Origin of the sequence: Noviherbaspirillum saxi, assembly GCF_003591035.1 — a bacterium.
GTDB lineage: Bacteria > Pseudomonadota > Gammaproteobacteria > Burkholderiales > Burkholderiaceae_D > Noviherbaspirillum > Noviherbaspirillum saxi.
Window position 1 is genome coordinate 1,309,088 of sequence record NZ_QYUO01000002.1, and the last position, 24,590, is coordinate 1,333,677.

At 57.8% G+C, this 24,590-nt stretch carries 24 protein-coding genes; 5 read left to right on the forward strand and 19 right to left on the reverse strand.

All coding sequences use genetic code 11. The features are described 5' to 3' along the window. Positions 1-30: 30 nt before the first annotated feature. Together D3871_RS21670 and D3871_RS21675 are read right to left on the reverse strand one after the other, a co-directional pair. Positions 31-522, reverse strand: a complete 492-nt coding sequence (locus D3871_RS21670) for an SRPBCC family protein (protein ID WP_119771489.1) — start codon at positions 520-522, stop codon at positions 31-33. Next, complete coding sequence (locus D3871_RS21675) at positions 512-1,633, reverse strand: saccharopine dehydrogenase family protein (protein WP_119771110.1); 1,122 nt, start codon at positions 1,631-1,633, stop codon at positions 512-514. Before D3871_RS21675 ends, D3871_RS21670 begins: the two co-directional genes overlap by 11 nt. A gap of 219 nt (positions 1,634-1,852) precedes the next feature. Between D3871_RS21675 and D3871_RS21680 the strand changes: the two genes are divergently transcribed. Beyond that, complete coding sequence (locus D3871_RS21680; RefSeq protein ID WP_338016858.1) at positions 1,853-2,665, forward strand: acyl-CoA thioesterase; 813 nt, start codon at positions 1,853-1,855, stop codon at positions 2,663-2,665. 30 nt (positions 2,666-2,695) lie between these two features. On the opposite strand, the gene D3871_RS21685 is transcribed toward D3871_RS21680, so the two are convergent. Genes D3871_RS21685 through D3871_RS21705 form a run of 6 tightly spaced genes read right to left on the reverse strand, consistent with a single transcriptional unit; the run spans position 2,696 to position 9,382 of the window. Continuing rightward, positions 2,696-3,121: a RidA family protein gene (locus D3871_RS21685; RefSeq protein ID WP_119771490.1), complete on the reverse strand. Its 426-nt coding sequence runs from the start codon at positions 3,119-3,121 to the stop codon at positions 2,696-2,698. Positions 3,122-3,130: 9 nt separating this feature from the next. Further along, positions 3,131-3,985: an enoyl-CoA hydratase family protein gene (locus tag D3871_RS21690; protein WP_119771112.1), complete on the reverse strand. Its 855-nt coding sequence runs from the start codon at positions 3,983-3,985 to the stop codon at positions 3,131-3,133. A 2-nt stretch (positions 3,986-3,987) separates the two neighbouring features. Further along, positions 3,988-4,530 carry a MarR family winged helix-turn-helix transcriptional regulator gene (locus D3871_RS30550; RefSeq protein ID WP_199724856.1) on the reverse strand — a complete coding sequence of 181 codons (543 nt, stop codon included), beginning with the start codon at positions 4,528-4,530 and terminating at the stop codon, positions 3,988-3,990. A 9-nt stretch (positions 4,531-4,539) separates the two neighbouring features. Further along, positions 4,540-5,325 carry an SDR family NAD(P)-dependent oxidoreductase gene (locus tag D3871_RS30555; RefSeq protein ID WP_199724857.1) on the reverse strand — a complete coding sequence of 262 codons (786 nt, stop codon included), beginning with the start codon at positions 5,323-5,325 and terminating at the stop codon, positions 4,540-4,542. Beyond that, positions 5,322-7,724: a bifunctional salicylyl-CoA 5-hydroxylase/oxidoreductase gene (locus D3871_RS21700; protein ID WP_119771491.1), complete on the reverse strand. Its 2,403-nt coding sequence runs from the start codon at positions 7,722-7,724 to the stop codon at positions 5,322-5,324. Before D3871_RS21700 ends, D3871_RS30555 begins: the two co-directional genes overlap by 4 nt. Before the next feature lie 41 nt (positions 7,725-7,765). Further along, a complete protein-coding gene (locus D3871_RS21705; protein WP_119771113.1) occupies positions 7,766-9,382 on the reverse strand; it encodes a benzoate-CoA ligase family protein in 1,617 nt (538 codons plus the stop codon). A 517-nt stretch (positions 9,383-9,899) separates the two neighbouring features. On the opposite strand from D3871_RS21705, the gene D3871_RS21710 reads away from it, so the two are divergent. Beyond that, positions 9,900-12,131: a malate synthase G gene (locus D3871_RS21710; RefSeq protein ID WP_119771114.1), complete on the forward strand. Its 2,232-nt coding sequence runs from the start codon at positions 9,900-9,902 to the stop codon at positions 12,129-12,131. A gap of 110 nt (positions 12,132-12,241) precedes the next feature. Here D3871_RS21710 and pncB read toward each other — a convergent pair whose 3' ends face one another. Together pncB and D3871_RS21720 are read right to left on the reverse strand one after the other, a co-directional pair. Further along, on the reverse strand, positions 12,242-13,444 hold the full coding sequence (pncB, locus tag D3871_RS21715) for a nicotinate phosphoribosyltransferase (protein WP_233575759.1): 1,203 nt from the start codon (positions 13,442-13,444) through the stop codon (positions 12,242-12,244). A gap of 131 nt (positions 13,445-13,575) precedes the next feature. Further along, a complete protein-coding gene (locus D3871_RS21720; RefSeq protein WP_119771115.1) occupies positions 13,576-13,956 on the reverse strand; it encodes a tautomerase family protein in 381 nt (126 codons plus the stop codon). A gap of 154 nt (positions 13,957-14,110) precedes the next feature. On the opposite strand from D3871_RS21720, the gene D3871_RS21725 reads away from it, so the two are divergent. The 3 genes from D3871_RS21725 (at position 14,111) to D3871_RS21735 (ending at position 16,892) form a co-directional block, all read left to right on the forward strand. Further along, on the forward strand, positions 14,111-14,962 hold the full coding sequence (locus D3871_RS21725) for a LysR substrate-binding domain-containing protein (protein ID WP_233575791.1): 852 nt from the start codon (positions 14,111-14,113) through the stop codon (positions 14,960-14,962). A gap of 96 nt (positions 14,963-15,058) precedes the next feature. After that, entirely contained in the window at positions 15,059-15,658 is a 600-nt protein-coding gene (locus D3871_RS21730) for a TetR/AcrR family transcriptional regulator (RefSeq protein WP_119771117.1), read from the forward strand. 127 nt (positions 15,659-15,785) lie between these two features. Beyond that, entirely contained in the window at positions 15,786-16,892 is a 1,107-nt protein-coding gene (locus tag D3871_RS21735) for an alkene reductase (RefSeq protein WP_119771118.1), read from the forward strand. Between the two features lie 98 nt (positions 16,893-16,990). Here the strand turns inward: D3871_RS21735 and D3871_RS21740 are convergent, their stop codons facing one another. The 9 genes from D3871_RS21740 to paaA form a co-directional block, all read right to left on the reverse strand. Next, on the reverse strand, positions 16,991-17,992 hold the full coding sequence (locus tag D3871_RS21740) for an MBL fold metallo-hydrolase (protein ID WP_119771119.1): 1,002 nt from the start codon (positions 17,990-17,992) through the stop codon (positions 16,991-16,993). A 116-nt stretch (positions 17,993-18,108) separates the two neighbouring features. Next, a complete protein-coding gene (paaK, locus tag D3871_RS21745; protein WP_119771120.1) occupies positions 18,109-19,428 on the reverse strand; it encodes a phenylacetate--CoA ligase PaaK in 1,320 nt (439 codons plus the stop codon). Between the two features lie 54 nt (positions 19,429-19,482). Continuing rightward, the gene (paaI, locus tag D3871_RS21750) at positions 19,483-19,947 is read right to left on the reverse strand and encodes a hydroxyphenylacetyl-CoA thioesterase PaaI (protein WP_119771121.1); all 465 of its coding nucleotides are present in this window, start codon (positions 19,945-19,947) and stop codon (positions 19,483-19,485) included. A 29-nt stretch (positions 19,948-19,976) separates the two neighbouring features. Then, positions 19,977-20,768: a 2-(1,2-epoxy-1,2-dihydrophenyl)acetyl-CoA isomerase PaaG gene (paaG, locus tag D3871_RS21755; RefSeq protein ID WP_119771122.1), complete on the reverse strand. Its 792-nt coding sequence runs from the start codon at positions 20,766-20,768 to the stop codon at positions 19,977-19,979. A 32-nt stretch (positions 20,769-20,800) separates the two neighbouring features. After that, a complete protein-coding gene (gene paaE / locus D3871_RS21760; protein ID WP_119771123.1) occupies positions 20,801-21,877 on the reverse strand; it encodes a 1,2-phenylacetyl-CoA epoxidase subunit PaaE in 1,077 nt (358 codons plus the stop codon). Positions 21,878-21,932: 55 nt separating this feature from the next. Next, entirely contained in the window at positions 21,933-22,460 is a 528-nt protein-coding gene (gene paaD / locus D3871_RS21765) for a 1,2-phenylacetyl-CoA epoxidase subunit PaaD (protein WP_119771124.1), read from the reverse strand. Continuing rightward, the gene (gene paaC / locus D3871_RS21770; protein ID WP_119771125.1) at positions 22,454-23,209 is read right to left on the reverse strand and encodes a 1,2-phenylacetyl-CoA epoxidase subunit PaaC; all 756 of its coding nucleotides are present in this window, start codon (positions 23,207-23,209) and stop codon (positions 22,454-22,456) included. Before paaC ends, paaD begins: the two co-directional genes overlap by 7 nt. Positions 23,210-23,242: 33 nt before the next feature. Continuing rightward, a complete protein-coding gene (paaB, locus tag D3871_RS21775; protein ID WP_119771126.1) occupies positions 23,243-23,527 on the reverse strand; it encodes a 1,2-phenylacetyl-CoA epoxidase subunit PaaB in 285 nt (94 codons plus the stop codon). 16 nt (positions 23,528-23,543) lie between these two features. Then, positions 23,544-24,539 (reverse strand): 1,2-phenylacetyl-CoA epoxidase subunit PaaA, encoded by a 996-nt coding sequence (gene paaA / locus D3871_RS21780; protein ID WP_119771127.1) that lies wholly within the window; start codon positions 24,537-24,539, stop codon positions 23,544-23,546. Positions 24,540-24,590: the final 51 nt, after the last annotated feature.

Consider the following 24,590-nt stretch of genomic DNA (forward strand, 5'->3'; position numbering starts at 1 on the left):
CGTGCCTTAGTATCTTTGGTCTCGTATTTGTTAGACCGAAAATTTCTGCCACTGCACTACTTCGCCTGAGTGTTTCGCGAGAAATCGCTGCATCCGTAGAAAACGCCGGCGTGTTTGCCAGTCGAATATTCGCTTGACGATTGGCTCCAGCAGCCAAGATAAGTAACGGGGGCCGGCCCGAAAGGTATAGGTGTAAATCATGATCGAGCGATTGATCCCGACAGGTCGATGTTTCATTGACGCAGCCCAACTCGTAAAGGGAAACGAATGTCCGATCATGGTGGCTGCGGCGACCCGCGGGCGATCAAAGGACACAAACCTGGTACGCATTGATAAACCGCGAACCCAGCCGCCGCCGGCATTTTCTGTTTCAGCGCCGACATAGGGACAAGGCGCGCCATCTATCACTCTAACGTCCTGTACCAGCGAGTCCCATCGGAAGCGCCAGCAGTGATAATGAAACGCGTCGAATACTACGTCCGATGAAGCAGGTATATCGAATTCAAAACGATCATGCACCATGCGCATTAACTCCCGGCACAATATCCGTAATCATATTCCAGCGCGCGAATTCAGGTTCGAAATCGGCTAATGCCAGCGTTCCCATACTGGTATGGGCGCCGGGTAAGTTCAGTTCGCCGCATGCGAGGCGTTCGGCCAGAAGAATGGCGGCCATGCAGGGAATCTCGGGACCGTGGTCGTCATCAGCGGCGATATGCCATTCGCAGCGTGTCGACTCACCGTTAGCGCCGCGTCCGGAAACGCTAACGGCCATGCCGCCCAAGGACGAACCAAAACCGTTCAATCCGTTGGCTACGCGATGGAATAGTTTCGCATAGCGTTCCGGCCGTCGCACAAGTCGGGCGCGCCGAAATCCCGCGACGAATGCAAGCGCACGCTGGGTCAAGCCTATTTCCAGAGCCGCGCGAAACATCACATTCTGCACGCCTGGGTAACGCTCAGGCAAGAGCTCCAGATCGGGAATGTCACAGAGCGATCCAAGGCGCGGACGCAAGCGCAAAAACTCAACCCGCGCGGGTGCGGCCCAACCGTAGCGCGTCTGCCATCTGCCGTTTTCCCATACTTCAATCGGAGCACCACAGTAATTCAGTATGGCGGCGAGCGTCGTTACTCCACGTGGTGCCGACTGCGCCGGTGCAATACAAAAGTTTATCGTTTGAATTCCCTGCCATCCTTTGGTCAACTCATCAACCACGGCGGTGGACAAAGCAGGTACGGTGCTGGCTCCGGTGATCGCCGTTTTATCTTGTCGGCGAAATGCGGTATCCAGTTTGCGAGGGAAATCACATACGAAGCGCCGACCATCGGCAAGATCGATATAGTGTGCGCCAGCGGCAGCGACGGCAAGCGGTACCTCGTATCCTTGCTGCTGAAATGGCCCGGCGGTGTGTATCACTAACTCCGCACCCAATGAACGCAGTTGTTGCGCCAGATCGGGGCAGCTTATGTCTATTCGAGCGCCGCGCGTTCGCGCACCCAACTCCGCGGCAAACATTTCCGCCCGTTCCTTGTCGCGCCCGGCAATGACAAGGTCGATATCGGCGCAACGACCGAGCGCCCGACAAATGCGTGCGCCAAAATTTCCATACCCGCCTAGAACGACTGTCCGCAATCGGATCTCCCGCCACAAAATTAATTGCCGCTCATTATAGGACTGAGGAGTAGCCTCTTAGCAATGCGTTGCAAACCGTCCTCTCACTTTGGCAGTTCCAATTCACTTCTGCGCCGCTCCCAGCATGGCCGAGCATGCCCTCCTGCATGCATCTGTCTTCACCATTAGAATGGGATCCAGAAATTTTTTTCATTCTATCTGCCAAGGACCGATATGGATATGCCAAAACCGTCAAAGCATGTATTTGACGCCGCCATTGCGCTCGCAAAACGCGACGACGATACCTACACCGGCCACACCAGTCCCGCATACGGGAACATGGTCGGGCCTTTTGGCGGCGTGATCGGCGCGACCCTGCTCAACGCCGTGATGAGCCACCCCGCCCTTCTTGGCGATCCGCTTTCGCTTACCGTACATTACGCAGCGCCTATCGCTGATGGAGACTTCACCGTTCATGCAAAGGCCGTGCGGACCAATCGCAGCACCCAGCACTGGTTCATCGAACTGATTCAGGCCGACGAAGTCGCCGCATTCGGGACCGCCGTTACCGCGGTCCGGCGCGATACCTGGAGCGCTACCGACGCCAACTTTCCGGAAGTGCCGCCTGCCGATGGCATAAAGCCGGCACCGGCCATCCCACGCGCAGCCTGGACTTCCTGCTATGACATGCGCTTTATCGACGGCGGGCTGGACACGCCCGATACCGACGGCTATCCATCGCAAAGTCGCCTGTGGATACGCGACGAGCCGCCCCGCCCACTGGACTTCCTGTCCTTGTCCGCGATCTCCGACGCCTTCTTTCCGCGCATCTTCGTGCGCCGCCGCACGTGGGTGCCCATCGGTACGGTGGCACTCACCACCTACTTCCATGCCGACGCCGCGCAATTGAGCGCACAGGGTAGTTCATCGCTATTGGGCATAGCACGCGGACTGCATTTCGGAAAAGGCTTCTTCGACCAAAGTGCAGAAGTGTGGAGCGCCGACGGTGCATTGCTGGCGGCCACCCATCAGGTCGTCTATTACAAGGAATAGCAAGCACCGGCTTTCAATCGAGAGAAAAGCTTATGACCGCTGCATGACGCCTTCGCGATGCGCATCATCCGGCACCACGGCGGTCACTTCGATTTCAACCCTGGCCTGATCTTCGACCAGTGCTTCCACCTGCACCGCCGTCATGGTCGGGTAATGCCTTCCGATAATCTCTCGGTAAACGTCGCCTATCCCTTTGTACGCATTGACGTATTCCGTCTTGTCGACGACATACCAGGTCATGCGCACGATATGTTCCGGACGCGCATCCGCTTCACGCAGGACGTCGACCACGTTCTGCAATGCGTATCGCACCTGCTCCACAATATCGGTGCTGCGGAACCGGCATTCCTTGTCCCATCCCACCATGCCGCTCACGAACACCATGGTCCCTCGCGCGGCAATACCGTTCGTGTAGCCCTTTGGACGCATCCAGTCCGGTGGTTGCAGAATTTTCATTGTCATATCCTAATCGCCTTCAAACCCCGGTTTCCGCTTCCCGACAAACGCATGGTAGGCGCGGTGAAAATCGTTGGTTGCCATGCAAACGGCCTGGGCCTGGGCTTCGGCATCGATCGCTTCGTCTATTCCCATGTTCCATTCCTGATGCAGCATTTTCTTGGTCATGCCATGCGCAAAGGTGGGACCGCGCACCAGTTCCGTCGCAAAGTCCTGTGCCTCGCCGAGCAAGGTTTCCGGAGCGATCAGTCGGTTGAAAAACCCCCAACGTTCGGCTTCCTCGCCGCCCATACTGCGCCCGGAATAGAGAAGTTCCGATGCACGCCCGTGTCCGATGATGCGTGGCAGGATCGCGCAGGCACCCATATCGCAACCGGCCAATCCTACCCGCGTAAACAGAAACGCGGTCTTGCTTCGCGCCGTCCCAAAGCGTATGTCGGACGCCATGGCGAGAATCGCCCCTGCACCGGCGCAGATGCCATCGACCGCGGCAATCACCGGCTGGGGACATGCCCGCATCGCTTTCACCACATCACCCGTCATGCGTGTAAAGGCAAGCAGGCCGGGCATATCCAGTTTAGTGAGCGGACCGATGATTTCATGAACATCGCCGCCAGAGCAGAAATTATCTCCCGCTCCTGTCATGACAACCGCATGCACATCGTCCGCATGGGAGAGCGTGCGAAACAGATCGCGCAACTCCGCATAAGATTCAAAGGTCAAGGGATTCTTGCGCTCGGGCCGGTTCAAAGTCAGCGTGGCCACGCCTTCTTTCACCTCAAACAGAAAGTTTTTCGCCTCGTAAGCGGCAAGCGGCTTGCGATTGCCGGGCAGCTGCTGCGGTTCTCCGCGTAAATAGTGCATTGTCATTCCTCGTCGCCGGTCGCAGGACCGTTCAGGTGATGTTTTAGTTTTGAGAGTAGTTCAATCAGTTTGTTTTTCTCGGTCACCGACAAACCGCCCAGCATGTCTTCGACCCAGGCTTCGTGCACCGATGCCATGCGTTCGAATGCCTTCCGTCCCGCCTCGGTCAACTTGACGCTGTAAGCGCGGCGATCGTCTGCATCGGGCACGCGCATCACCAGCTTCTCGCGTTCAAGCTGATCGGTGATGCCGGTGATATTGCCTCCGGTGACCATCATCCGTTTGGAAAGCTCCCCCATGCGCAGACCCTCCGGATGACGTTCCAGTTGCGCCATGAGGTCGAAGCGCGGAAGCGTGATCCCGAACTCGTTCCGAAGCCGTGACCGGATCCGGTCTTCCATCAGCACGGTACAGGACAGCATGCGCAGCCACAAACGTATCGATTGATGATGGTCTGCGTCCAGTCGACTTTCCAGATCGAACACGTGTGCCGATGCATGATCGACTATGCCCTCGGTGGCTGCGATGGAAGACTTGCGTGACATGGTCTTTCCTTACATGACTTCGCCGCCGGCCACCGTGATCGACTGGCCGTTCATTGCAGCGGATTGCGGCAGGCATAACCAGGCGACGGCATTGGCCACTTCTTCCGGCGCGACAAGACGTTTCTGCGGATTTTTCATACTGAGTTCGGCCTGCGCCTCGGCCGCACTGCGTGCAGTCTTGCTGACGATATTGGCAATCGTTTCCTGCGTCATGTCGGTGTCGGTATAGCCGGGGCATACCGCGTTGACGGTGATGCCTTTTGTTGCCAGTTCGAGCGCCAGTGCGCGGGTCAGCCCGATCACGCCATGCTTTGCTGCGCAATAGGCGGACACATAACCGTAGCCGGTCAGGCCGGCAGTACTGGCGACATTGACGATGCGCCCCCATCCACTGCGCAGCATCCCGGGCAAGACTGCCTGCGTGCAGTGAAAGCAGCCGTTCAGGTTGACCGCCAGCATGCGGTTCCAGAGTTGCGCATCGGTCTTGACGAAGGGAGCGGAGACGGCCTGGCCGGCGTTGTTGATGAGGATGTCGATTGTTCCGCCCAGTGACTCCGCTTTCGAAAACGCATGTGTCACGGCATCCGCATCGGCCACATCGGCACAGACGTAGTCGATACGTCCCAGTGCCTCTAGACGGCTGGCTGTCTCGGCCAGCGTGGTTTCGCTCCGGCCCAGCAGCGTCAGTCGCGCGCCTTGCCGGAGCAGGCTTGCGGCAATGGCAGCACCGATGCCGCGACCGCCGCCGGTCACGACTGCATGCTTGCCGCTCAGAGGTAGTGCAGCATTGCTCATGCGCCCTCCATCAGGCGGGCCGCGATTTGCTGCGGCGTCAGACCACTGTTGGCTGCAGCCATCTGCCTTTCGCGTTCGAGGTTGCGTTCCAGCTGGGCTTTGCCAGAGAGATACTGCTTAGGCCATTCCAACTCGGTGAAGCCGATTTTGGCGGCCTCATTAAGCGTCCATGCCGGATTGGCAAGATGCGGCCGCGCAAGCGCGCACAGATCCGCCCTGCCGGCGGCGATGATGCTGTTGGCATGATCGGCTTCATAAATGGCGCCGACGGCAATGGTGGGAATACACGCCTCGTTGCGGATGCGATCGGCGAACGGCGTCTGGTACATGCGGCCAAATACCGGCTGTTCCTTCTTGCTGACTTGCCCGGATGAGCAATCAATCATGTCCGCGCCGGCTTGCTTGAACAGCTTTGCAATCTGCACCGCTTCATTAGGCGTGATGCCGCCTTCCACCCAGTCGTGCGCCGAGATGCGTACGCTGATCGGCTTGTCCTGCGGCCACACCGCGCGAATTGCGGTGAACACCTGCAGCGGGAAGCGGCAGCGGTTCGCCAGCGTACCGCCGTACTCGTCGTCGCGCAGATTGGTCAGCGGAGAAATAAAACTTGACAAGAGATAGCCGTGCGCGCAATGCAGTTCAAGCCAGTCGAATCCTGCTTGTGCGGCGGCCTGCGCCGCACGCACGAAATCTGCCTCGATGCGCTCCATATCCGCGCGCGTCGCGGCCCGCGCGAACTGTGACACGTTTTCGATGTATTGCTGCGGAGATGCCGCGACCAGCGGCCAGTTTTCCGAGGCAAGCGGCAGATCGATGCCTTCCCATGCCACACGGGTCGATCCCTTTGGCCCGGCGTGACCCAGTTGCATGGCAATCTTTGCATCGGTATTCGCGTGGACGAAATCGACGATACGTTTCCATGCCTGCGTGTGTTCCGGCGTGTACATGCCAGGGCAGCCCGGCGTGATGCGCGCGTCGGCGGAAACGCAGGTCATTTCGGCGAAGACCATACCGGCGCCGCCCGTCGCACGGCTGCCGAGGTGCACGAGATGATAATCGCCGACCAGACCGTCGACCGCCGAGTACTGCGCCATCGGCGACACGACGATGCGGTTCTTGAGCACGGTGCCGCGCATGCGGAACGGCGTGAACATCGGAGGAATGCTGTGGTCGGATGCCGCTTGCGGCGGCGGGCAGGCTGCCTGCTCGAATGCACGCTCGGCAATCCAGCTTTCATAGCGCTGCACATAGGCCGCGTCGCGCAGACGCAGGTTTTCATGCGAAATCCGCTGGCTGCGCGTAAGCATGGAATAGGCAAACTGTTCCGGCTCCATGTGCGCATAACGTTGCACGTTTTCAAACCACTCCATCGAGTTGCGGGCCGCGCTCTGGATCTTGAGCACTTCGATCGAACGCAGGATCTGATAGGCATTCAAGACCTCTTCCAGTCCCTGCTCGCCATGCTTCTCGAAACAGCGTGCAAGTTCAATCGCATCCTCAAGCGCGAGCTTGGTGCCGGATCCGATGGAAAAATGCGCGGTGTGCGCCGCGTCTCCCATCAGGACCACCGGTACGGGTTTGCCGTGGATATCGCTCCAGCGCACCCACGTATCGCAGATCACCCTTGGAAACCTGATCCAGATCGCCGATCCACGCAAATGCTTCGCGTTGCTTAACAGGGGATAGCCGTCCAGACAGCGTGCGAAGAGCTTTTCGCAAAAGGCAATGCCCTCTTCCTGGCTCATCCTGTCGATGCCGGCACGGATCCACGTATCTTCCAGCGCTTCGACAATAAAGGTCGAGGTGTCGCCATCAAATTGATAGATGTGGGCCTGAAACCAGCCGTGTTCCGTTTCCTCGAAGGCGAAGGTGAACGCATCGAACATCTTTTTCGTACCGAGCCAGACAAAGCGGCATTTACGGGCATCGATATCCGGCTTGAAGACGTCCGCGTAACGCGTGCGAATGCGGCTGTTCAAGCCGTCGCAGGCAATGACCATATCGGCGCCGTATTCCGCCGCGACCAGTTGGTCGTCAACTACATCGGTCTCGAACACCAGCTTGACGCCAAGTTCCTCGCAGCGGGCTTGCAGGATGTTCAGCAGACGCTTGCGTCCTATCCCGCAAAAGCCGTGACCGCCGGATGTGACGGTCTTTCCCTTGAAGTGCACATCGATGTCGTCCCAGTGGTTGAATGACTGAAGGATCGTGCGCGCTGTATCTTCGTCGGCGGCGACCAGGTTGCCCAAGGTCTGATCGGAAAACACCACGCCCCAGCCGAAGGTGTCATATGGGCGGTTACGCTCGATGATGGTGATCTGGTGTTCGGGATTCTGCTTTTTCATCAGCAGGCCGAAATACAGGCCGGCAGGCCCGCCGCCGATGCATACGATCTTCATGGGCTTTCTCGCTTTTTGCTGATAAGGCTGTTCAATCAGGCTCATACAATGCCTTGCCGCAGTTTGAATCGCTGCAGCTTGCCGGTTTCCGTTCTTGGCAAGGAAGTGCGATATTCGACAGCGCGCGGATACTTGTACGGCGCGATGCTTTGCTTGACGAAGGCTTGCAATTGCTTCGTCATCTCGTCATCTGAAGCAATTCCCTGCTTGAGCACGACGAAAGCCTTAACGATTTGTCCCCGTTCTTCGTCGGGAACGCCGATCACGGCGCACTCGGCCACTGCGGGATGCTTCAGCAGCGCATCTTCCACCTCAGGCCCAGCGATGTTGTAACCGGCCGAAATGATCATGTCGTCGGTACGCGCGCGGTACCAGAAATAGCCGTCCGCATCTATTTCATACGCGTCGCCAGTGAGGTTCCAGCCGTCGTACACATAGTCCGCCTGACGCGGATCGGACAGATAGCGGCAGCCGGTAGGACCTTTGACCGCCAGCCTGCCGACGACTCCTGGTCCGGCGGGATTGCCGTCTTCATCGAGGACGCAGGCGCGATAGCCCGGCACGGGTTTTCCGGTTGCACCAGGGCGAATGGTATTGCCCGAGGCCGAGATGAAGATGTGCAGCATTTCGGTCGACCCGATTCCATCGACCATCGCGATATCCGTGGCGCGCTGCCAGCTCTCCCGCGTTGCCACCGGCAAGGCCTCCCCGGCCGACACGGTTTTCTTCAGGCTGGAGATGTCATGGCGGGAAGCGAGCGGCGCCATCTGACGATAGAAAGTCGGCGCGGTAAAGCACACGGTCGGGCGGAATTCCTCGATGGCCTGCATCAGCGTCTCGGGCGTCAGCTTTTCCAGCAATACGGTGCTTGCCCCCACACGCAAGGGAAACAGCAGCAGGCCGCCAAGTCCAAAGGTAAAGGCCAGGGGCGGCGTGCCGATAAAGACATCTTCCGGGCGCGATTGCAGAATCGAGCGCGGGAAGGTATCGCACACGGCAAGAATGTCGCGATGAAAATGCATCGCGCCCTTGGGCTTGCCCGTCGTTCCCGAAGTAAACGCGATCAGGCAAACGTCTTCGGCGCAGGTATCGGTCGCTTCGAAGCTGCCCGACTTCGACTGCATCAACTGTTCCAGCGAATCGTGTCCGGCGTCTTGATAGTAAACGACCTGTCCCAGCACCGGCGACTGCTCTCGCGCCAGTTCCAGTTCATCCTTCAGGCAGGCGGCGCAAAGAGCGGCATTGATCTGCGCCTTGTCGATGATGACCGACAGTTCAGGCGCGCGCAGCAGGGGCATGGTGGGAACGGCGATGCAGCCTGCCTTCCATACGGCCAGGATGGCGGCGGCCAGCATCGGATGGTTGGCGCCGCGCAATAACACGCGATTGCCGGGAACGAGATGCATGTCTTCGCGCAACACGGCGGCGATGCGGTTCACCTTGTCAAGCAATTCGGCATAGGTCCATGACATGGAGCGATGGATCAGAGCCGGCTTGCCGGCGGATCCCGACGTCACCATTTTGTCGAGCAGCTCGATCGCACAATTGAGCCGCTGCGGATATTGAAGCTCCGGCAAATCGAACAGCAGTTCGGGCCATTGCTCGCGCGGCGGCAGATGGTCGCGGGCAAAGCTGTCTGTATATGCAGTCTCGTTCATGTCCAGTCCCTACGCTCAATCTGATTACGAAAAAAAGGGGGAGTAAGCCCCGAGTATCGCTGAGGTCCCTGTTGCAAATTACTTTAAGCTTAAACTATTTTAGTTTCAAGCAGTTTTGAGCATCAACTTGCGAATTGTTGCCGTTTTGGCTATCCCATAAAGAAGTTTTGGAGTTGATCTAAGTGGGACGTGATGTGTTCAGCACAAATGCACCTATAAATAGAATGAACGCGCAGTGCGAAATCACCATCTCAACAGCCTGCTCGTCAATAATCAGCTATCACTAAAACGCACAAATGAATTGATAAATTTGATTAATTACTCAATTTTGAATTACATATACTTCTAGACATTTTATGTGCCTGGAGTTGGTACGATAGCTGTTGAATCGTTAATATCCAAACGACAAAACCGACCTGGCACAGCGATAAACAGCTTTAGGGTCCAGCGACTGAAATCATGCGCTCCCGATCGTTTTTTATTTCGTTTATCACAACAACATAAGAGGTCTCACACAATGACTACTCGCACTTCCTGCCAGCGACTTCAAGTTGCAACCGTGCTCCACCGATTTATCGAAGAAAAGGTGCTTCCCGGCACCGGCATCGACAGCGCCAGCTTCTGGAAAGGCTTTGACGCCATTGCGCACGATCTCGCGCCCAAGAATGCCGCCCTGCTGGCCGAGCGCGACCGTTTGCAGACCGAGCTCGACCAATGGCACAAGTCCAATCCGGGTCCGATCGGCGACATGCACGCTTATCGCTCCTTCCTGCAATCGATCGGTTATCTGGTACCGCAGCCGCAGGACGCGAAAGCAACGACAACCAACGTGGACGCCGAACTTGCCTTGCAGGCTGGCCCTCAACTGGTTGTACCCATTCTGAATGCCCGCTATGCGCTGAACGCGGCGAACGCACGCTGGGGTTCGTTGTACGACGCGCTGTACGGCACCGATGCGCTTCCCGAAACCGACGGTGCGACCAGAAAAGGCCCCGCCGGTCAAGGCTACAATCCGATCCGCGGCGCCAAGGTCGTCGCCTTCGCGCGCAACTTCCTCGACCAGGCAGCGCCGCTGGCGAAGGGTTCGCATCGCGACGCCGTCACCTATCAGGTAGCCGGCGGCAAGCTCGCGGTCAAGCTGACCGATGGCAGCGTCACCGGTCTGGCAGATGAAGCGAAGTTCGTCGGATACCAGGGGCAAGCCGAGCAGCCATCCTCCATCCTGCTGAAAAACAATGGCCTGCATATCGATATCCAGATCGACCGCGCCACGCCGATCGGCAAGGATGACCCGGCCGGTGTCGCGGATCTCGTCATCGAGTCGGCTCTCTCCACGATTCTGGACCTGGAAGACTCCGTTGCAGCGGTCGATGCCGACGACAAGGTGCTGGCCTACAACAACTGGCTCGGCATTCTGCAGGCTACGCTGACGGAAAGCGTCACCAAGGGCGAAAAGACTTTTACCCGCAGCCTGAATGCGGATCGCAAATACACCGCCGGTGTCGGCGCGACCGATGCGAAGGATGACGTCGTCACGCTGCATGGCCGCTCGCTGCTGTTCCTGCGTAATGTCGGTCACCTGATGACCAATCCGGCGATCCTGCTCGAAAACGGCCAGGAAATCCCGGAAGGCATCATGGATGCGGTCGTGACCGTCGCTATCGCCTTGCATGACCTCAAGCGCAAGCAAGGGCAGGAAATCGGCAATTCGCGCACCGGTTCGGTGTACATCGTCAAGCCGAAGATGCATGGCCCGGCGGAAATCGCGTTTGCCGGCGAACTGTTCGGCCGCGTCGAGCAACTGCTCGGCCTGCCGGTAAATACCGTCAAGCTCGGCATCATGGACGAAGAGCGCCGCACCAGCGTCAACCTCAGGGCTTGCATCGCGGAGGCGCGCTCGCGCGTCGCCTTCATTAATACCGGCTTCCTCGACCGTACCGGCGATGAAATGCACACCGCCATGCAGGCCGGGCCGATGATGCGCAAGGGCGACATGAAAACCAGTGCATGGCTGACAGCCTACGAGCGCAGCAACGTGTTGGTCGGCTTGTCCTCCGGTCTGCGCGGACGTGCGCAGATCGGCAAGGGCATGTGGGCGATGCCGGACTTGATGGCCGCGATGCTGGAACAGAAGATCGTGCATCCGAAAGCCGGCGCAAACACCGCCTGGGTGCCCTCTCCCACGGCGGCTACCCTGCATGCGTTGCACTACCATCAGGTGAACGTGTCCGAGATCCAGAAAGAACTCGAGAAGATCGACGCGCCCGCCGAGATCGAGCGCCTGCTCGGCGACTTGCTGAAAGTACCCGTCGTGGCCGAGGCCAAATGGTCGGCTGCCGAAATCCAGCAGGAACTCGACAACAATGCGCAAGGCATTCTCGGTTACGTCGTTCGCTGGGTCGACCAGGGTGTGGGCTGCTCCAAAGTGCCCGATATTCACAATGTCGGCCTGATGGAAGACCGCGCGACCCTGCGCATCTCCAGCCAGCACATCGCCAACTGGCTGCTGCACGGTGTGGTGACGCAGGCGCAAGTCGACGAAACCCTGCAGCGCATGGCCAAGGTCGTGGATGCGCAAAACGACAACGATCCGTTCTACAAGCCGATGGCGCCCAACTTCGAATCGTCGTATGCGTATCGTGCAGCGCGTGATCTGGTGATGAAGGGTCTTGAGCAGCCAAGCGGCTATACCGAACCGCTGCTGCATGCATGGCGCCTGAAGGTCAAGGCCGAAGCGCCGGGCCGCTAAGATCTTTCAGTACCCACCGAACACCCTGCCTTTAAGGCAGAGTGTTCTTCTGTTCAATAAAAATCCCTGCAGCGCTACGCTTGCAGGGATTTTTTGTTTCTGACCGGTCGCTACTCGCGATGGAATTGCTGGCGCAGATAGGCCAGGAAAGTCGCGTCCACATACAAGGCCTTGCCTTCCGAATCCGACAGCTTGGCAACCGGCTGGCCATTGCACTTGAGCAGCTTCATTACGATATTGAGCGTTTCCGTCCCCATATCGTTCGACAGATTGGTGCCGATGCCGAATCCCATTTGTACGCGATCGGCAAACTCGGCATGCAACGACAAGGCTTTGGGAAGGTTAAGGCCATCCGAGAAAACCAGGCGCTTGGTATGCGCATCGATCCGCAGTTTTGCATAGTGCGCCAATGCCTTGCGCGCCCATTCCGAAGGGTCGCCCGAATCATGGCGCAGTCCGTCGAACAGCTTGGCAAAATACAGATCGAAATCATTGAGGAAGGCATCCATACCGACCACGTCGGTCAGTGCAATGCCCAGGTCGCCACGATATTCCTGCACCCAGGCTTCCAGCGATGCCTTTTGGAATTGCTTGAGCTGGACACCAACGGCCTGGAAAGTCTGCAAGTATTCATGCGCCATCGTGCCGATCGGAACAAGGCCATACTTGCGCGCAAGGTGCACATTGGACGTGGCCTTGAAATACTCCGGCACTTCCTTATGCAAGGTGGCAACCACATGCTCATGCCAGCTTGCCGAAAATCGGCGGCGGGTACCGAAGTCAAAAAACTCGAATGGGTGGCGACGCTCTTTGGTTGATGCACCTTGCTGGCGCAGCAGGTCGATTTTTGCCTGTAGCCGCCTGCTTCCCTCTTCGATTGCCGCCGATCGATCAAAACGACGGCAATAGAGTTCGTTGACGATCGCCAGCACATAGACTTCCATGCCCATCACATGAATCTGTGGGCCCTTCGCCACAATGCTGAGATTGGCACCCTCGGTTTCGATGGTGAGATAGCGCCGCTGGAACTGGAAGATGCGCAGAAAATCAATGAAATCCGACTTCAGGAAAGGTCGCGTGCGCAAGTAGTCGAGGTCCGCATCGGTAAAACGCATTGCGCACAATGCATCCAATTCGCGCTCGACATCCTGCTTGAGATCGGCCAGCGGAAATGCCGGCGTATTACGGCATACGAACCGGTACTCGGCCTGATTTGCAGGAAACGCATGCAGCAGCGATTGCCACATCGTGAACTTGTACAGGTCGGTATCGAGAAGATTGCGAATAATGGGTTCGAATGTGGTCGTCATCATGTGAGTCCGGATGCAATATGGATGCCTGCACCGCGTCCATGCAGCGGACACCTGCTCGCTTCATTGTACAACGCCATCGCCGTTCGCCCGTGGCGCCACGGGCGGCATCGCAAAGCCGATTGAGTATCGATTCAGGCGTATTGTGCAAGGCCGTTGCCGAACGACCAGTTTTCCTTCTTTACCTCGACCAGGTTGATGAATACGTCTGCGGCTAAAAATACGCCGGATTCAGAGACCAGTTCCGCCATGCGACGAAACAACGCTTTCTTCATGTCGACTGTGCGGCCTTCGCGACAGGCCACTTGTACGAATACGACATTGCTCGTATGGCTGATGCCGAGGTAGGAAGGCGTACAAATCAATTCATCGGGTCCGCGTTCGCTGATGACCTGGAAGCGGTCGTCCGCGGGTACGTTGAAAGTTTCCGTCAACGCCTGATGGACAGCGTCGGATACGTGCCGCTTGGCTTCGGCGGAACTGCCTTTGGGCAGGAAGATGGATACAAAAGGCATGGTGGCTCCTTGTGAATAGGTCGATGACAGGTTTGAGGCTGATTAAAACTGCTGCTGACAGAAGCACTGTAGAGCGTTAAGATATATTTGTAAAATTCAAAGTTTTAATTAAATACTTTTATATTTCTCATATATGAGCAAGCTCCTGTTGGATATGGATTTGCTGCGGACGCTGGTGATCGGCATTACCACAGGCAGCTTTGCGCGGGCCGCCGACCGGATTGGTCGATCCCAATCGGCCGTCAGCCTGCAAATGAAAAAGTTGGAAGAACAGCTTGATGTCGAGATCTTCGAGAAGCAGGGACGCGCGCTGGCGCTGACCCCGGCTGGCAAAACCCTGCACGATTACGCGCTGCGCATGCTGGAACTCAACGCGGAAACCGTGGCCGCCGTGCGCGGATCGGCGATCATGGGCAGCGTGCGCTTCGGCATGTCCGTCGACTTCGAAAACACTTGGCTGCCGGCGACGCTGGCACGTTTCGCCCGCTCTCATCCGCATGTCGCAATCGAAATACGCATGGACCGCAATTCGGTGCTGGCGGCGCAAATCGAGCGCAATGAAATCGATATCGCGCTGATCTTTTCCAACGACAGGCGCGCCGACATCAAGCGTGTCGCGGAACTGGACATGACCTGGATAGGCAAGCCGGACACGAATTGGCCATCCGAGGAACCCCTGCCGCTGCTATTGCTGGAGAGTCCCTGCATATTTCGGCAGGCAGCCATCAAGGCACTGGACGACGCGGGGATCAAATGGCGTATCGCCGTGACCAGTCTCAGCCTGGGCGGCCTATGGGCGGCGGCAGAAGCCGGACTTGGGCTGACGGTACGGTCGGCGGTGTCGATCCCGCATGGTTTGGCAAACATCGGACCCGCGCGTGCATTGCCCGCATTGCCTCGAATCGGTCTTTGTATATCGCAGGCCGATAAGCCGACAACACCAGCGATCTCCCGCTTGCATGAGGTAATTACCGAGGTGTTGGCGGAAAACCTTTCTCTGAAGTAAATAAACAAGAGATAACAAGAGAAGGATTTCAACGGGATCTCAAATAATCATGCAATGTGCTTGCTTCTAGACGACCGGTCTAGTAGTATCCATCCCATGGATCGCAACGCAAATTATCAGGACACTCGTGAACGCATTCTCTCGGCGGGAGAAGCGCTTATTCTTGCGCGCGGGTTTTCCGCTGTCGGCTTGAGTGAAATCCTGGGCAAGGCCGAAGTGCCGAAAGGCTCGTTTTATCATTACTTCAAATCGAAGGAAGGTTTCGGCGTAGCGCTGCTGGAGCGGTATTTTCAAGACTATGAATCGCGTTTTGCGACCCGCAATGCAGCAAGAACTTGCACGGGACGCGATCTGGTATTGGGTTACTTCAAGGTTTGGCTGGATAACCAGACTGCCTGCGGCGCGCATCATTCCTGTCTCGCGGTGAAGCTCGCGGCGGAAGTATGCGACCTGTCCGAAGCGATGCGCGAAGAACTGTCTGCCGGGATGAACCGCATTGTCGGACACTTTACGAGTGCGCTTCGGCTCGGCAAAACAGATGGATCCATCCATGAAGATATCGAACCGGAGCAACTGGCCGAGTCGCTATATGCAATGTGGGTAGGAGCGAGCGTGCTGGCACGGGCGAATGGTTCCAATGCTTCACTGGAGCGCGCTTATGCGCAAACCCGACAAATGCTTGACGGAACAAAGTAATAACGTGCCGGTCATTCGGCATTTTTTTGAATCGAAAATTAGACGACCGGTCTAATTATTTCTTTCTGGGCTATGCCCATTTTTATTCGGTCGCCACTAGCCGACCGGTCTAATAAAAGGAGCTTTTATGTACGACAACCTGCTGTCGCCGGTAAACGCCGGATCTATCACCTTATCCAACCGTACCGTCATGGCTCCGCTGACACGTTCGCGCGCCGGGCAACCGGGTGATGTTCCGACCGAATTGAATACTGAATACTACGCGCAACGCGCCGGTGCCGGCCTGATCGTGTCGGAAGGCACTCAAGTATCCAGACAAGGCCAAGGGTATGCGTGGACGCCAGGCATCTATACCGATGAGCAGGAAGCCGGCTGGAAAAAAGTCACCGAAGCAGTGCACGCGAAAGGCGGCCGCATCGCCGCCCAGTTATGGCACGTCGGTCGCATATCGCATCCGCTACTGCAAGCCGATGGCGCAGATCCCGTGGCTCCCTCCGCCGTGATTGCACGCAACGCGAAATGCTTCGTCGTCCAGCCTGACGGCACCACCGCGAATGTTCCGACCGGCAAGCCGCGTGCGCTGACCACGCCTGAAATCAAGGATATTGTCGAGCAATATCGTCAGGCGGCGGCGCGCGCCGATCGCGCCGGTTTCGATTTCATTGAAATCCATTCCGCGAACGGCTATCTACCGCATCAGTTCCTGTCGACCAATTCCAATCTGCGTACCGACGAGTACGGTGGCTCAATCGAAAACCGTGCGCGCTTCGTGCTTGAAGTAGTGGATGCGGCCATCGCCGAAATGGGTGCGGATCGCGTCGGCGTCAGGCTGTCACCGCACTTCATCGCGCATGACATAGCTGACGAAGAAGCCGACGCCAGCACCCTGTACCTGGCAAAGGAATTTACCCGTCGCGGCATCGCTTACCTGCACATTGCCGAGCCCGACTGGGTCGGCGGCCCCGAACTGAGCGATGAATTCCGCCGCCAGATCCGTGCGAACTTCAATGGCCTGCTGATTTTCTGCGGTGGCTATACGGCAGCCGAAGCCGACGCCCTGATTGCCAACAAGATCGGCGACGCAGTCGCATTCGGCCGTCCCTTCCTTGCCAACCCGGACCTGGTCGAACGTTTCCGTCACGGCGCGGGATTGAACAAGCCTGATCAAAGCACGTACTACGGTGGCAGCGGGCGTGGTTACACCGATTACCCTACGCTGAAGCAGGCGGCATAAGTTATCGACCAATGCAATAGAGGCAGTGACAAGCCATCGTCGCTGCCGGCATGACAGTCATGAGGCTTTCGCGTGCTTACTACGCGAAAGCCAATCCATCACTTAGGAAGCAGCGGAGAGTATTCAAGCGGCACCCATGCATACCCCTTCTTTTCCGCGCGGACATGTCCGATGCCGGGGAAAGGAAGATGCGCGCCCGCGATCCACAGTTTGTTCCTGGCCGCGTCGGCAAAGATTTTCTTGCGGGTGGCAATCGCCTGTTTGTTGTCGACATCGAATTCAATCGCCACTTCCGGCCGCGCGAATTGCACGGCGTGACTGTGCACGATATCACCCCATATCAACAGCTTTTGATCCGCGGATGAGAACTGGTAGCCGGCATGCCCGGGCGTATGCCCATGCGCTGGCACCGAAACGACGCCTGGCACCAGCGTGTCGCCCGCGCCGAACTGTTTCAGCTTGTTGTCGCGCACATACGGTGCAACCGCATCTTCCGCCATCTTGAAGAAGGGTTGCATTTCCTTGGGCGCCTTAGCCGCTACGTTCTTGTCCAGCCAGAATGCCGCCTCTTCCTTCGCCACAAATACGGTCGCATTCGGAAACGCCGGCTTGCCGTCGGCGGTTGAAATACCGCATACATGGTCGCCATGCAAATGCGTGATCAACACCGTATCGATTTGCGCCGGTTCATACCCGGCCGCGCGAATGTTGTCGCCGATGACGCCCAGCGTCGGGCCGAAGCATTTGGCGGCCCCTGCATCGACCAGAATCAGGTTGTTGCCGGTATTGACGAGATAGGCATTGACCGCCGTCTGTACGCCCTTTGACGATGCGATAAACATGCGTGCCAGAAGCTGCTGGATATCCTTGGCGCTGGCCCCCTTCAAAAGCTTTTGATCGAGCGCGACATAACCATCGTAGAGGGCCGTGACTTCAATGTCGCCGAGCTGCATGCGGTAGTAACCAGGGACTTGAGTGGCTTGTTTAGCGGGCGGAGCCGCCGTCGCAATGACGGGGACCGCTGCAATCGATACCGCAGTGCCGGCAACGATGGAGGCAAGCAACTGTTTAAACTTAGTGCGTGAAGACGTTTGCGCCATGAAGTATTCCCTCTTCGTTCAATAGAACCGGGAATCATAGCGCAAACGGATGAAATGCTCAGATGGCTGCATGGACATGGATACGCAGGCGGCCCATGCAGCTTCACCCGGAACGTCTATCGCGGACGTTTGTCGACAACGCGCCTGGCCTTGCCGGTGGCGGTGCGCTCGACACCTTCGGATGCCAGCACTTGCACCTCGGTGGTCACACCGACATAGACCTTGATCTGGTGCTGCAGCTCGCGCGCCACCGCATCGGTTTCAACCGCAGACAATTTCCCTGAAATCTCGGGCCGCAATTCCACGATCACGTCGAGCTTGTCCAGATGTCCGTCACGACCCAGCACCAGCTGGTATTGCGGCGCGAGCCTAGACTGTTTCAGCACCAGTTCTTCTATTTGCGAGGGAAAAACATTGACGCCACGGATGATCAGCATGTCGTCGGACCGTCCCGTGATCTTGGCGATGCGCCGCATGGAGCGCGATGTCGGCGGCAGCAGTCGCGTCAGGTCGCGTGTGCGATAACGAATGATGGGCAAAGCCTCCTTGGTCAGCGAAGTGAACACCAGTTCGCCCTCTTCCCCGTCTGCCACCACTTCGCCCGTATCCGGGTTGATGATCTCGGGATAGAAATGGTCTTCCCAGATGACCGGGCCATCCTTGCTTTCTATGCATTCGCTTGCCACACCAGGGCCGATCACTTCGGACAAGCCATAAATGTCGACCGCATCGATGCCGGCGCGTTGTTCGATTTCCGCGCGCATCGCGTCGGTCCATGGCTCTGCACCGAAGATACCGACCTTTAGCGAACTGGCCGCCGCATCGAGTCCCTGGCGCTGGTACTCTTCGACGATATTGAGCATGTACGAAGGTGTGACCATGATGATGTCGGGCTTGAAATCCTCAATCAGCTGGACCTGTTTTTCGGTCTGGCCGCCGGACATAGGAATGACCGTGCATCCCAGCCGCTCCGCGCCGTAATGCGCGCCCAAGCCTCCGGTGAACAATCCATACCCGTAGGCGATGTGGACAATATCGCCGGCGCGGCCGCCAGCCGCACGGATGGAACGCGCCACCACATCGGCCCAGGTATCGATATCCTTTTGGGTATAACCGACGACGGTCGGCTTGCCTGTCGTGCCGCTGGATGCATGGACGCGCACGACCTTTTCGCGCGGAACCGCAAACATCTTGAATGGGTAGTTGTCGCGCAGATCCTTCTTGGTAGTGAAGGGAAACTTGGCTAGGTCGGCCAGGCTCTTCAGATCATCCGGATGAACGCCTGCCTTGTCGAATGCCGTACGGTAGTGCGGCACGTTGTCATACGCATGCCTGACCGTCCACTTCATGCGCTCCAGTTGCAGCGCCTGCAGTTCGTCTTTGCTCGCGCGTTCAATGGGGTCGAGCTCGCCCGGGTTAGGATTGCGTTGCGGCATGGCTGTCTCCTTATGATTTGTAATCTGCGTCTCGATCGAGTCGGCAAAAAAACCTTAATCTGTGCGAGTGGCCATGCTGGCCAGCACTTCGCCCTTGATCTGATGCGACTTCCCGCGAAAAAGCGCGATACGGTCGCCGTGCTGGTTGGTGACCGTGACATCGTATACGCCGGTCTTGCCGCTACGCGCCTGCTCGACCGCCTCAGCTAACAGCACATCACCTTCGCGGCCGGGCGCCAGATATTCGATCGAACATCCGGCTGCAACGGTATTGAGATTGTAGCTATTGCAGGCAAAGGCAAATGCGCTGTCGGCCAGCGCAAAAATGAATCCGCCATGGCAGGTCTGGTGGCCGTTCAGCATGTCCGAACGCACACGCATCGTCAGCTGCGCACTGCCCGGTGCGATCCCGACAATACGCATGCCGAGCGACTTGGTCGCTTCGTCGCGCTCGTACATGGCTGCCGATGCCGCAGCCGCCAGCGCCTGCGCATCATGTTCGTGATTGACTTCGTGCATGTATTGCGCTCCCTCGTATTTCTCTTGTGTCACTTACCCTTGAACTGCGGCGTGCGCTTTTCAACGAAGGCAGCGACGCCTTCGCGGTAGTCATGGCTGCGCCCAAGTTCGCGCATGAAATCTCGCTCCAGGTCGAGTTGCTGCGGCAAGGTGTTGGATGGGCTGGCATGGATCGCCTGCTTGGTGCGTGCAAGACCCAGTGTAGGCGCGGAGGCGAAATGCCGCGCCAGCTTGTCGACTTCGGCGGACAGTTGATCGTCGTCCACGCATTTCCAGATCAATCCCCATTCTTCCGCGCGCTCGGCGGTCAGTTTTTCGCCGAGCATGGCCAGGCCCATTGCGCGCGCGGTGCCAATCAGTCGCGGCAAGAAGTAGGTACCGCCGGTATCCGGTATCAGGCCGAGGCGGCAGAATGCTTCGACGAAGGATGCGGATTTCGCCGCGATCACGATATCCGCTGCCAGCGCGATATTGGCGCCGGCACCCGCCGCAACGCCATTGACAGCGCAGATCACCGGCACAGGCAAATTGCGCAGCGCAAGGACCAGCGGGCCGTAATATTTTTCAACCGACTCGCCGAGATCCACCGACTCGGCTCCCGGAGCGACGGCGCGATCCGCCAGGTCCTGGCCCGCGCAAAATCCCCGTCCGGCTCCGGTCAGGATGAATACCCGCACCGATGTATCGGCCTTCACTGCTTCCAGCGCTTCACGCACTTCAAGATGCATTGCTGCGGTAAAGCTGTTCAGCTTGTCGGGCCGATTCAGCGTCAGTCGCGCAACACCGTCACTGATCTCGAACAGAATATGTTGATATGCCATCGCTTCCTCTCAAAAATTGCATCATCGGATAATCAGTGGTCCTGGTCGAAATCCATCACGACCTTGTCGGTCACCGGGAAACTCTGGCACGACAGCACAAAACCACGCGCGACCTCGTAATCTTCCAGCGCATAGTTGGCATCCATGTCGACCTTCCCATCGACCAGCTTGCAGCGGCAGGTAGAGCATACACCGGCCTTGCAGGAATAACGCATGTCGATACCCTGCTTCAGCGCGGCGTCGAGTATCGATTCCGTATCCTTTTCCATCGAGAAGCTGACCTGGTTGCCGTCGATGACCAGTGTGACTTCGCAATCGTGGCGGCCCGGGATCGGATGCGCGTGCGGCACATGCTGGCGCTTGGGAACGCTGGCGGCAAACAGCTCGATGCGTATCTTTTCCTTAGGCAGCCCATGTTCCTGCAAGCTATCCGAGACTTCATGCATCATTTGTTCCGGACCGCAGATAAAAGCCATGTCCACATCGCTCAGATCGATCCAGCTCTTGAACAGGCGGCTGCACTTTTCCTTGTTGATGCGGCCATTGAACAGGTCGATGTCCTGCTGTTCGCGACTCATCACATACACCAGCTTGAAGCGATCCAGAAACCGGTCCTTCAAGTCGGACAGTTCATCGCGGAATATGACGGTGGACGATGCGCGGTTGCCATACAATAGCGTGAACCGGCTATGCGGCTCGGCAAGCAGCGTCGTCTTGATGATGGAAAGTATCGGCGTGATGCCGCTACCTGCGGCGAAGGCCAGATAATGTTTTCTGTTTTCCACGACAAGCGGCGCATGAAAGTGGCCCATCGGCGGCATCACGTCGAGCACCATGCCGGGTTGCAGCGCTTCATTCGCCCAGGTCGAAAACTGTCCGCCGGTTGTCCGCTTGATCGCAACCCGCAGGCGTTCATCCTGAACCGCGGAACAGATCGAATACGAACGCCGCACATCTTCACCGTTGATGTCGGTGCGCAGTGTCAGGTGCTGGCCTTGCGTATAGCGGTACTCCTGTCGCAATTCCTCGGGTACGGCAAACGTAACGACGATCGTGTCGCGCGCTTCCTTGCGTACGCTTGCAACAGTCAATGGGTGAAACTTGCTCATGAAGACCTGCTCCCTGATGTCAACGTCGATGCGGCATGATGTTCATGCACTGCGGCTAATGGCTTTTGAAGTAATCAAATGGCTCTAGACAGTCGTCGCAGCGGTACAGAGCCTTGCAAGGCGTGGAGCCGAACTGGCTGGTCATCCTGGTATGAACCGAGCCGCAATTCGGACAGGGGACCTGCAACGCATCATCGGCTTTGCGGCTGAGCCGGCTGATGTCGATGACCTGCTGTCCAACCCGTTGATGCGATGGCGGCGCGATGCCATAGGCTTTCAGTTTCTGCCGGCCGCTCTCACTCAACCAGTCCGTGGTCCATGCCGGCGACAGCTGGATCTCGATACGGTGCTGCGTAATGCCGCGGCTGGCAAGTGCGTCGGAAATCGAATCGGAGATGACCTGCGTCGCCGGACAGCCGCTATAGGTCGGTGTAACGGTCACCACGCATTCCTGCCCGTCGCTCCAGATCACGTCGCGCACGATACCGAGATCGACCACGGAAATGACCGGGATCTCAGGATCGGCGACCTCGGCGAGCCAGGTCCATACTTCATCGGTCGTTGCAAGCACGGCGCTCACCATGTTGCTCCGGGATAAGCGCGTTGAAGGAACTGCATCTCTGCAAGCAGGTAACCGAGATGTTCCGTGTGCACGCCCTGCTTCCCGCCTTTCTGCATCCATGCATTTTCCGGCGGCAGAACCAGTGTCGCTTCGCTGAATACTTCGCCGACATGTTTGAGCCAGGGCGCACGCAGGCTTGCCAGGTCGGGGGCGATACCTTGAGCGGCCATCGCTTCATCGGTCGCGTCGGGCTGGAACATTTCGCCGGTGTACATCCATAGTTCGTCGAGCGCGGCCTGCATCATTGCATGGCTTTGCTCGCTTCCGTCGCCTAATCTGACCACCAGGTCGCCGCTGCGCCGCGCGTGATAACTGACTTCCTTCAGGGATTTTTCGGCAACCGCAGCGATGCGCGGGTCGGTGGATGCCGTCAATTTCTGCAGCAGCAGAAAATGCCAGACATCGAAGTAGAACTGGCGCGCCAGCGTATCGGCGTAAGTACCATTTGGTTGCTCGACCAGCAGCAGGTTGCGAAAGTCATGCGCATCGCGCAGAAAAGCCATCGCATCTTCATCGCGGCCCGCGCCTTCGATCTCTCCGGCGTAGGAATACCAGAAGCGCGCCTGACCCAGCAGGTCGAGCGCGACATTGCTGAGGGCCATGTCTTCTTCCAATGCCGGTCCCTTGCCGCACCATTCCGACAGACGTTGACTGAGCACCGTCGCATTGTCGGCAAGGCGCAAGAGGTAACTGAATTTTTGATCTGGCATCGATGCTCTCCGTCGGCTGCGCCATCAGGCGTGCTACAGGTTCTTGACTTCTTCCGGCATCGGAAAAAAGGTCGGGTGGCGATAGACTTTGCTATTCGCAGGCTCGAACAAGGCTTCCTTGTCGCCCGGGCTGCTGGCCGTGATATCGCTTGCCTTCACCGCCCAGATACTCACGCCTTCATTGCGCCGCGTATAAACGTCGCGCGCATTGTTGATCGCCATTTCCGCATCGGGCGCATGCAGGCTGCCCACATGTTTGTGGGCGAGGCCATGCTGGCTGCGTATGAAGATTTCCCACAAAGGCCATTCCTTGTTCATCTCGTTCTCCAGTCGTTCAGGCAGCGGCTTGCGCCTTGCGGCGCTCCTGCTTTTCGGCATGGGCTACCAGTCCATCGCGGAACCAGGCGCCGTCTTCATACGCCTTCACGCGCGCACGCAGACGTTCGCGGTTGCAGGGGCCGTTGCCTTTCAACACATTGTTGAATTCTTCCCAATCGATTTCGCCGAAATCGTAATGCTGCGTCTGCTCATTCCACTTCAAGTCCGGGTCGGGAACAGTCAGCCCCAGGTACTCAGCCTGAGGAACGGTCTGATCGACCATCTTCTGCCGCAGCTCGTCGTTGGAAAACAGCTTGATGCGCCATGCGGAGGATTGAGCGCTGTTGACCGATAGCGCATCGGAAGGTCCGAACATCATCAATGACGGCCACCACCAGCGGTTGAGCGCATCCTGCGCCATCTGCTTCTGTTCAGGCGTGCCACGACACAAGGACAGCATGATGTCGTAACCCTGGCGCGCGTGGAAGGACTCTTCCTTGCACACGCGGATCATCGCGCGCGCATAAGGACCGTAAGAGCAGCGGCACAGGGGAATCTGATTGATGATCGCCGAGCCGTCGACCAGCCAGCCGATCGCACCCATGTCGGCCCAGGTCAGCGTCGGATAATTGAAGATGCTTGAGTATTTCGCCTTGCCCGAATGCAGATCGGCAAGCAACTGGTCGCGCGATACGCCCAGGGTCTCCGCCGCGCTGTATAGATAGAGGCCGTGTCCGGCTTCGTCCTGAATCTTTGCAAGCAGGATCGATTTACGCTTGAGCGTCGGCGCGCGCGTGACCCAATTCCCTTCCGGTAACTGACCGACGATTTCCGAATGCGCATGCTGAGAAATCTGCCGGATAAGCGTCTTCCGGTAAGCCTCCGGCATCCAGTCCTTCGCTTCGATCTTGATGCCTTCATCGATACGTTGCTGGAAAACACGCTCCTGCTCGTCCATTTCTTCCAGCGAGCGCAGCTTCTTGCTGCCGGTTTCGACCAACTGTGCATACATGATAAGCACCTCTCGAATCAGTGTAGTGGCTCGCCAGAGATCAGTCAGTGG

What these genes read in the sequence shown, in the direction of transcription:
- D3871_RS30550 (WP_199724856.1), bottom strand. Translation starts at nt 4,530, where the DNA reads ATGTCACGCAAGTCTTCCATCGCAGCCACCGAGGGCATAGTCGATCAT.
- paaE (WP_119771123.1), bottom strand. Translation starts at nt 21,877, where the DNA reads ATGAGCAAGTTTCACCCATTGACTGTTGCAAGCGTACGCAAGGAAGCG.
- D3871_RS21740 (WP_119771119.1), bottom strand. Translation starts at nt 17,992, where the DNA reads ATGGCGCAAACGTCTTCACGCACTAAGTTTAAACAGTTGCTTGCCTCC.
- D3871_RS21735 (WP_119771118.1), top strand. Translation starts at nt 15,786, where the DNA reads ATGTACGACAACCTGCTGTCGCCGGTAAACGCCGGATCTATCACCTTA.
- paaG (WP_119771122.1), bottom strand. Translation starts at nt 20,768, where the DNA reads ATGGCATATCAACATATTCTGTTCGAGATCAGTGACGGTGTTGCGCGA.
- D3871_RS21685 (WP_119771490.1), bottom strand. Translation starts at nt 3,121, where the DNA reads ATGAAAATTCTGCAACCACCGGACTGGATGCGTCCAAAGGGCTACACG.
- paaD (WP_119771124.1), bottom strand. Translation starts at nt 22,460, where the DNA reads ATGGTGAGCGCCGTGCTTGCAACGACCGATGAAGTATGGACCTGGCTC.
- paaC (WP_119771125.1), bottom strand. Translation starts at nt 23,209, where the DNA reads ATGCCAGATCAAAAATTCAGTTACCTCTTGCGCCTTGCCGACAATGCG.
- D3871_RS21690 (WP_119771112.1), bottom strand. Translation starts at nt 3,985, where the DNA reads ATGCACTATTTACGCGGAGAACCGCAGCAGCTGCCCGGCAATCGCAAG.
- D3871_RS21730 (WP_119771117.1), top strand. Translation starts at nt 15,059, where the DNA reads ATGGATCGCAACGCAAATTATCAGGACACTCGTGAACGCATTCTCTCG.
- D3871_RS21700 (WP_119771491.1), bottom strand. Translation starts at nt 7,724, where the DNA reads ATGAAGATCGTATGCATCGGCGGCGGGCCTGCCGGCCTGTATTTCGGC.
- D3871_RS21720 (WP_119771115.1), bottom strand. Translation starts at nt 13,956, where the DNA reads ATGCCTTTTGTATCCATCTTCCTGCCCAAAGGCAGTTCCGCCGAAGCC.
- paaK (WP_119771120.1), bottom strand. Translation starts at nt 19,428, where the DNA reads ATGCCGCAACGCAATCCTAACCCGGGCGAGCTCGACCCCATTGAACGC.
- paaB (WP_119771126.1), bottom strand. Translation starts at nt 23,527, where the DNA reads ATGAACAAGGAATGGCCTTTGTGGGAAATCTTCATACGCAGCCAGCAT.
- paaI (WP_119771121.1), bottom strand. Translation starts at nt 19,947, where the DNA reads ATGCACGAAGTCAATCACGAACATGATGCGCAGGCGCTGGCGGCTGCG.
- D3871_RS30555 (WP_199724857.1), bottom strand. Translation starts at nt 5,325, where the DNA reads ATGAGCAATGCTGCACTACCTCTGAGCGGCAAGCATGCAGTCGTGACC.
- D3871_RS21670 (WP_119771489.1), bottom strand. Translation starts at nt 522, where the DNA reads ATGGTGCATGATCGTTTTGAATTCGATATACCTGCTTCATCGGACGTA.
- pncB (WP_233575759.1), bottom strand. Translation starts at nt 13,444, where the DNA reads ATGATGACGACCACATTCGAACCCATTATTCGCAATCTTCTCGATACC.
- D3871_RS21725 (WP_233575791.1), top strand. Translation starts at nt 14,111, where the DNA reads ATGGATTTGCTGCGGACGCTGGTGATCGGCATTACCACAGGCAGCTTT.
- D3871_RS21710 (WP_119771114.1), top strand. Translation starts at nt 9,900, where the DNA reads ATGACTACTCGCACTTCCTGCCAGCGACTTCAAGTTGCAACCGTGCTC.
- D3871_RS21705 (WP_119771113.1), bottom strand. Translation starts at nt 9,382, where the DNA reads ATGAACGAGACTGCATATACAGACAGCTTTGCCCGCGACCATCTGCCG.
- paaA (WP_119771127.1), bottom strand. Translation starts at nt 24,539, where the DNA reads ATGTATGCACAGTTGGTCGAAACCGGCAGCAAGAAGCTGCGCTCGCTG.
- D3871_RS21680 (WP_338016858.1), top strand. Translation starts at nt 1,853, where the DNA reads ATGCCAAAACCGTCAAAGCATGTATTTGACGCCGCCATTGCGCTCGCA.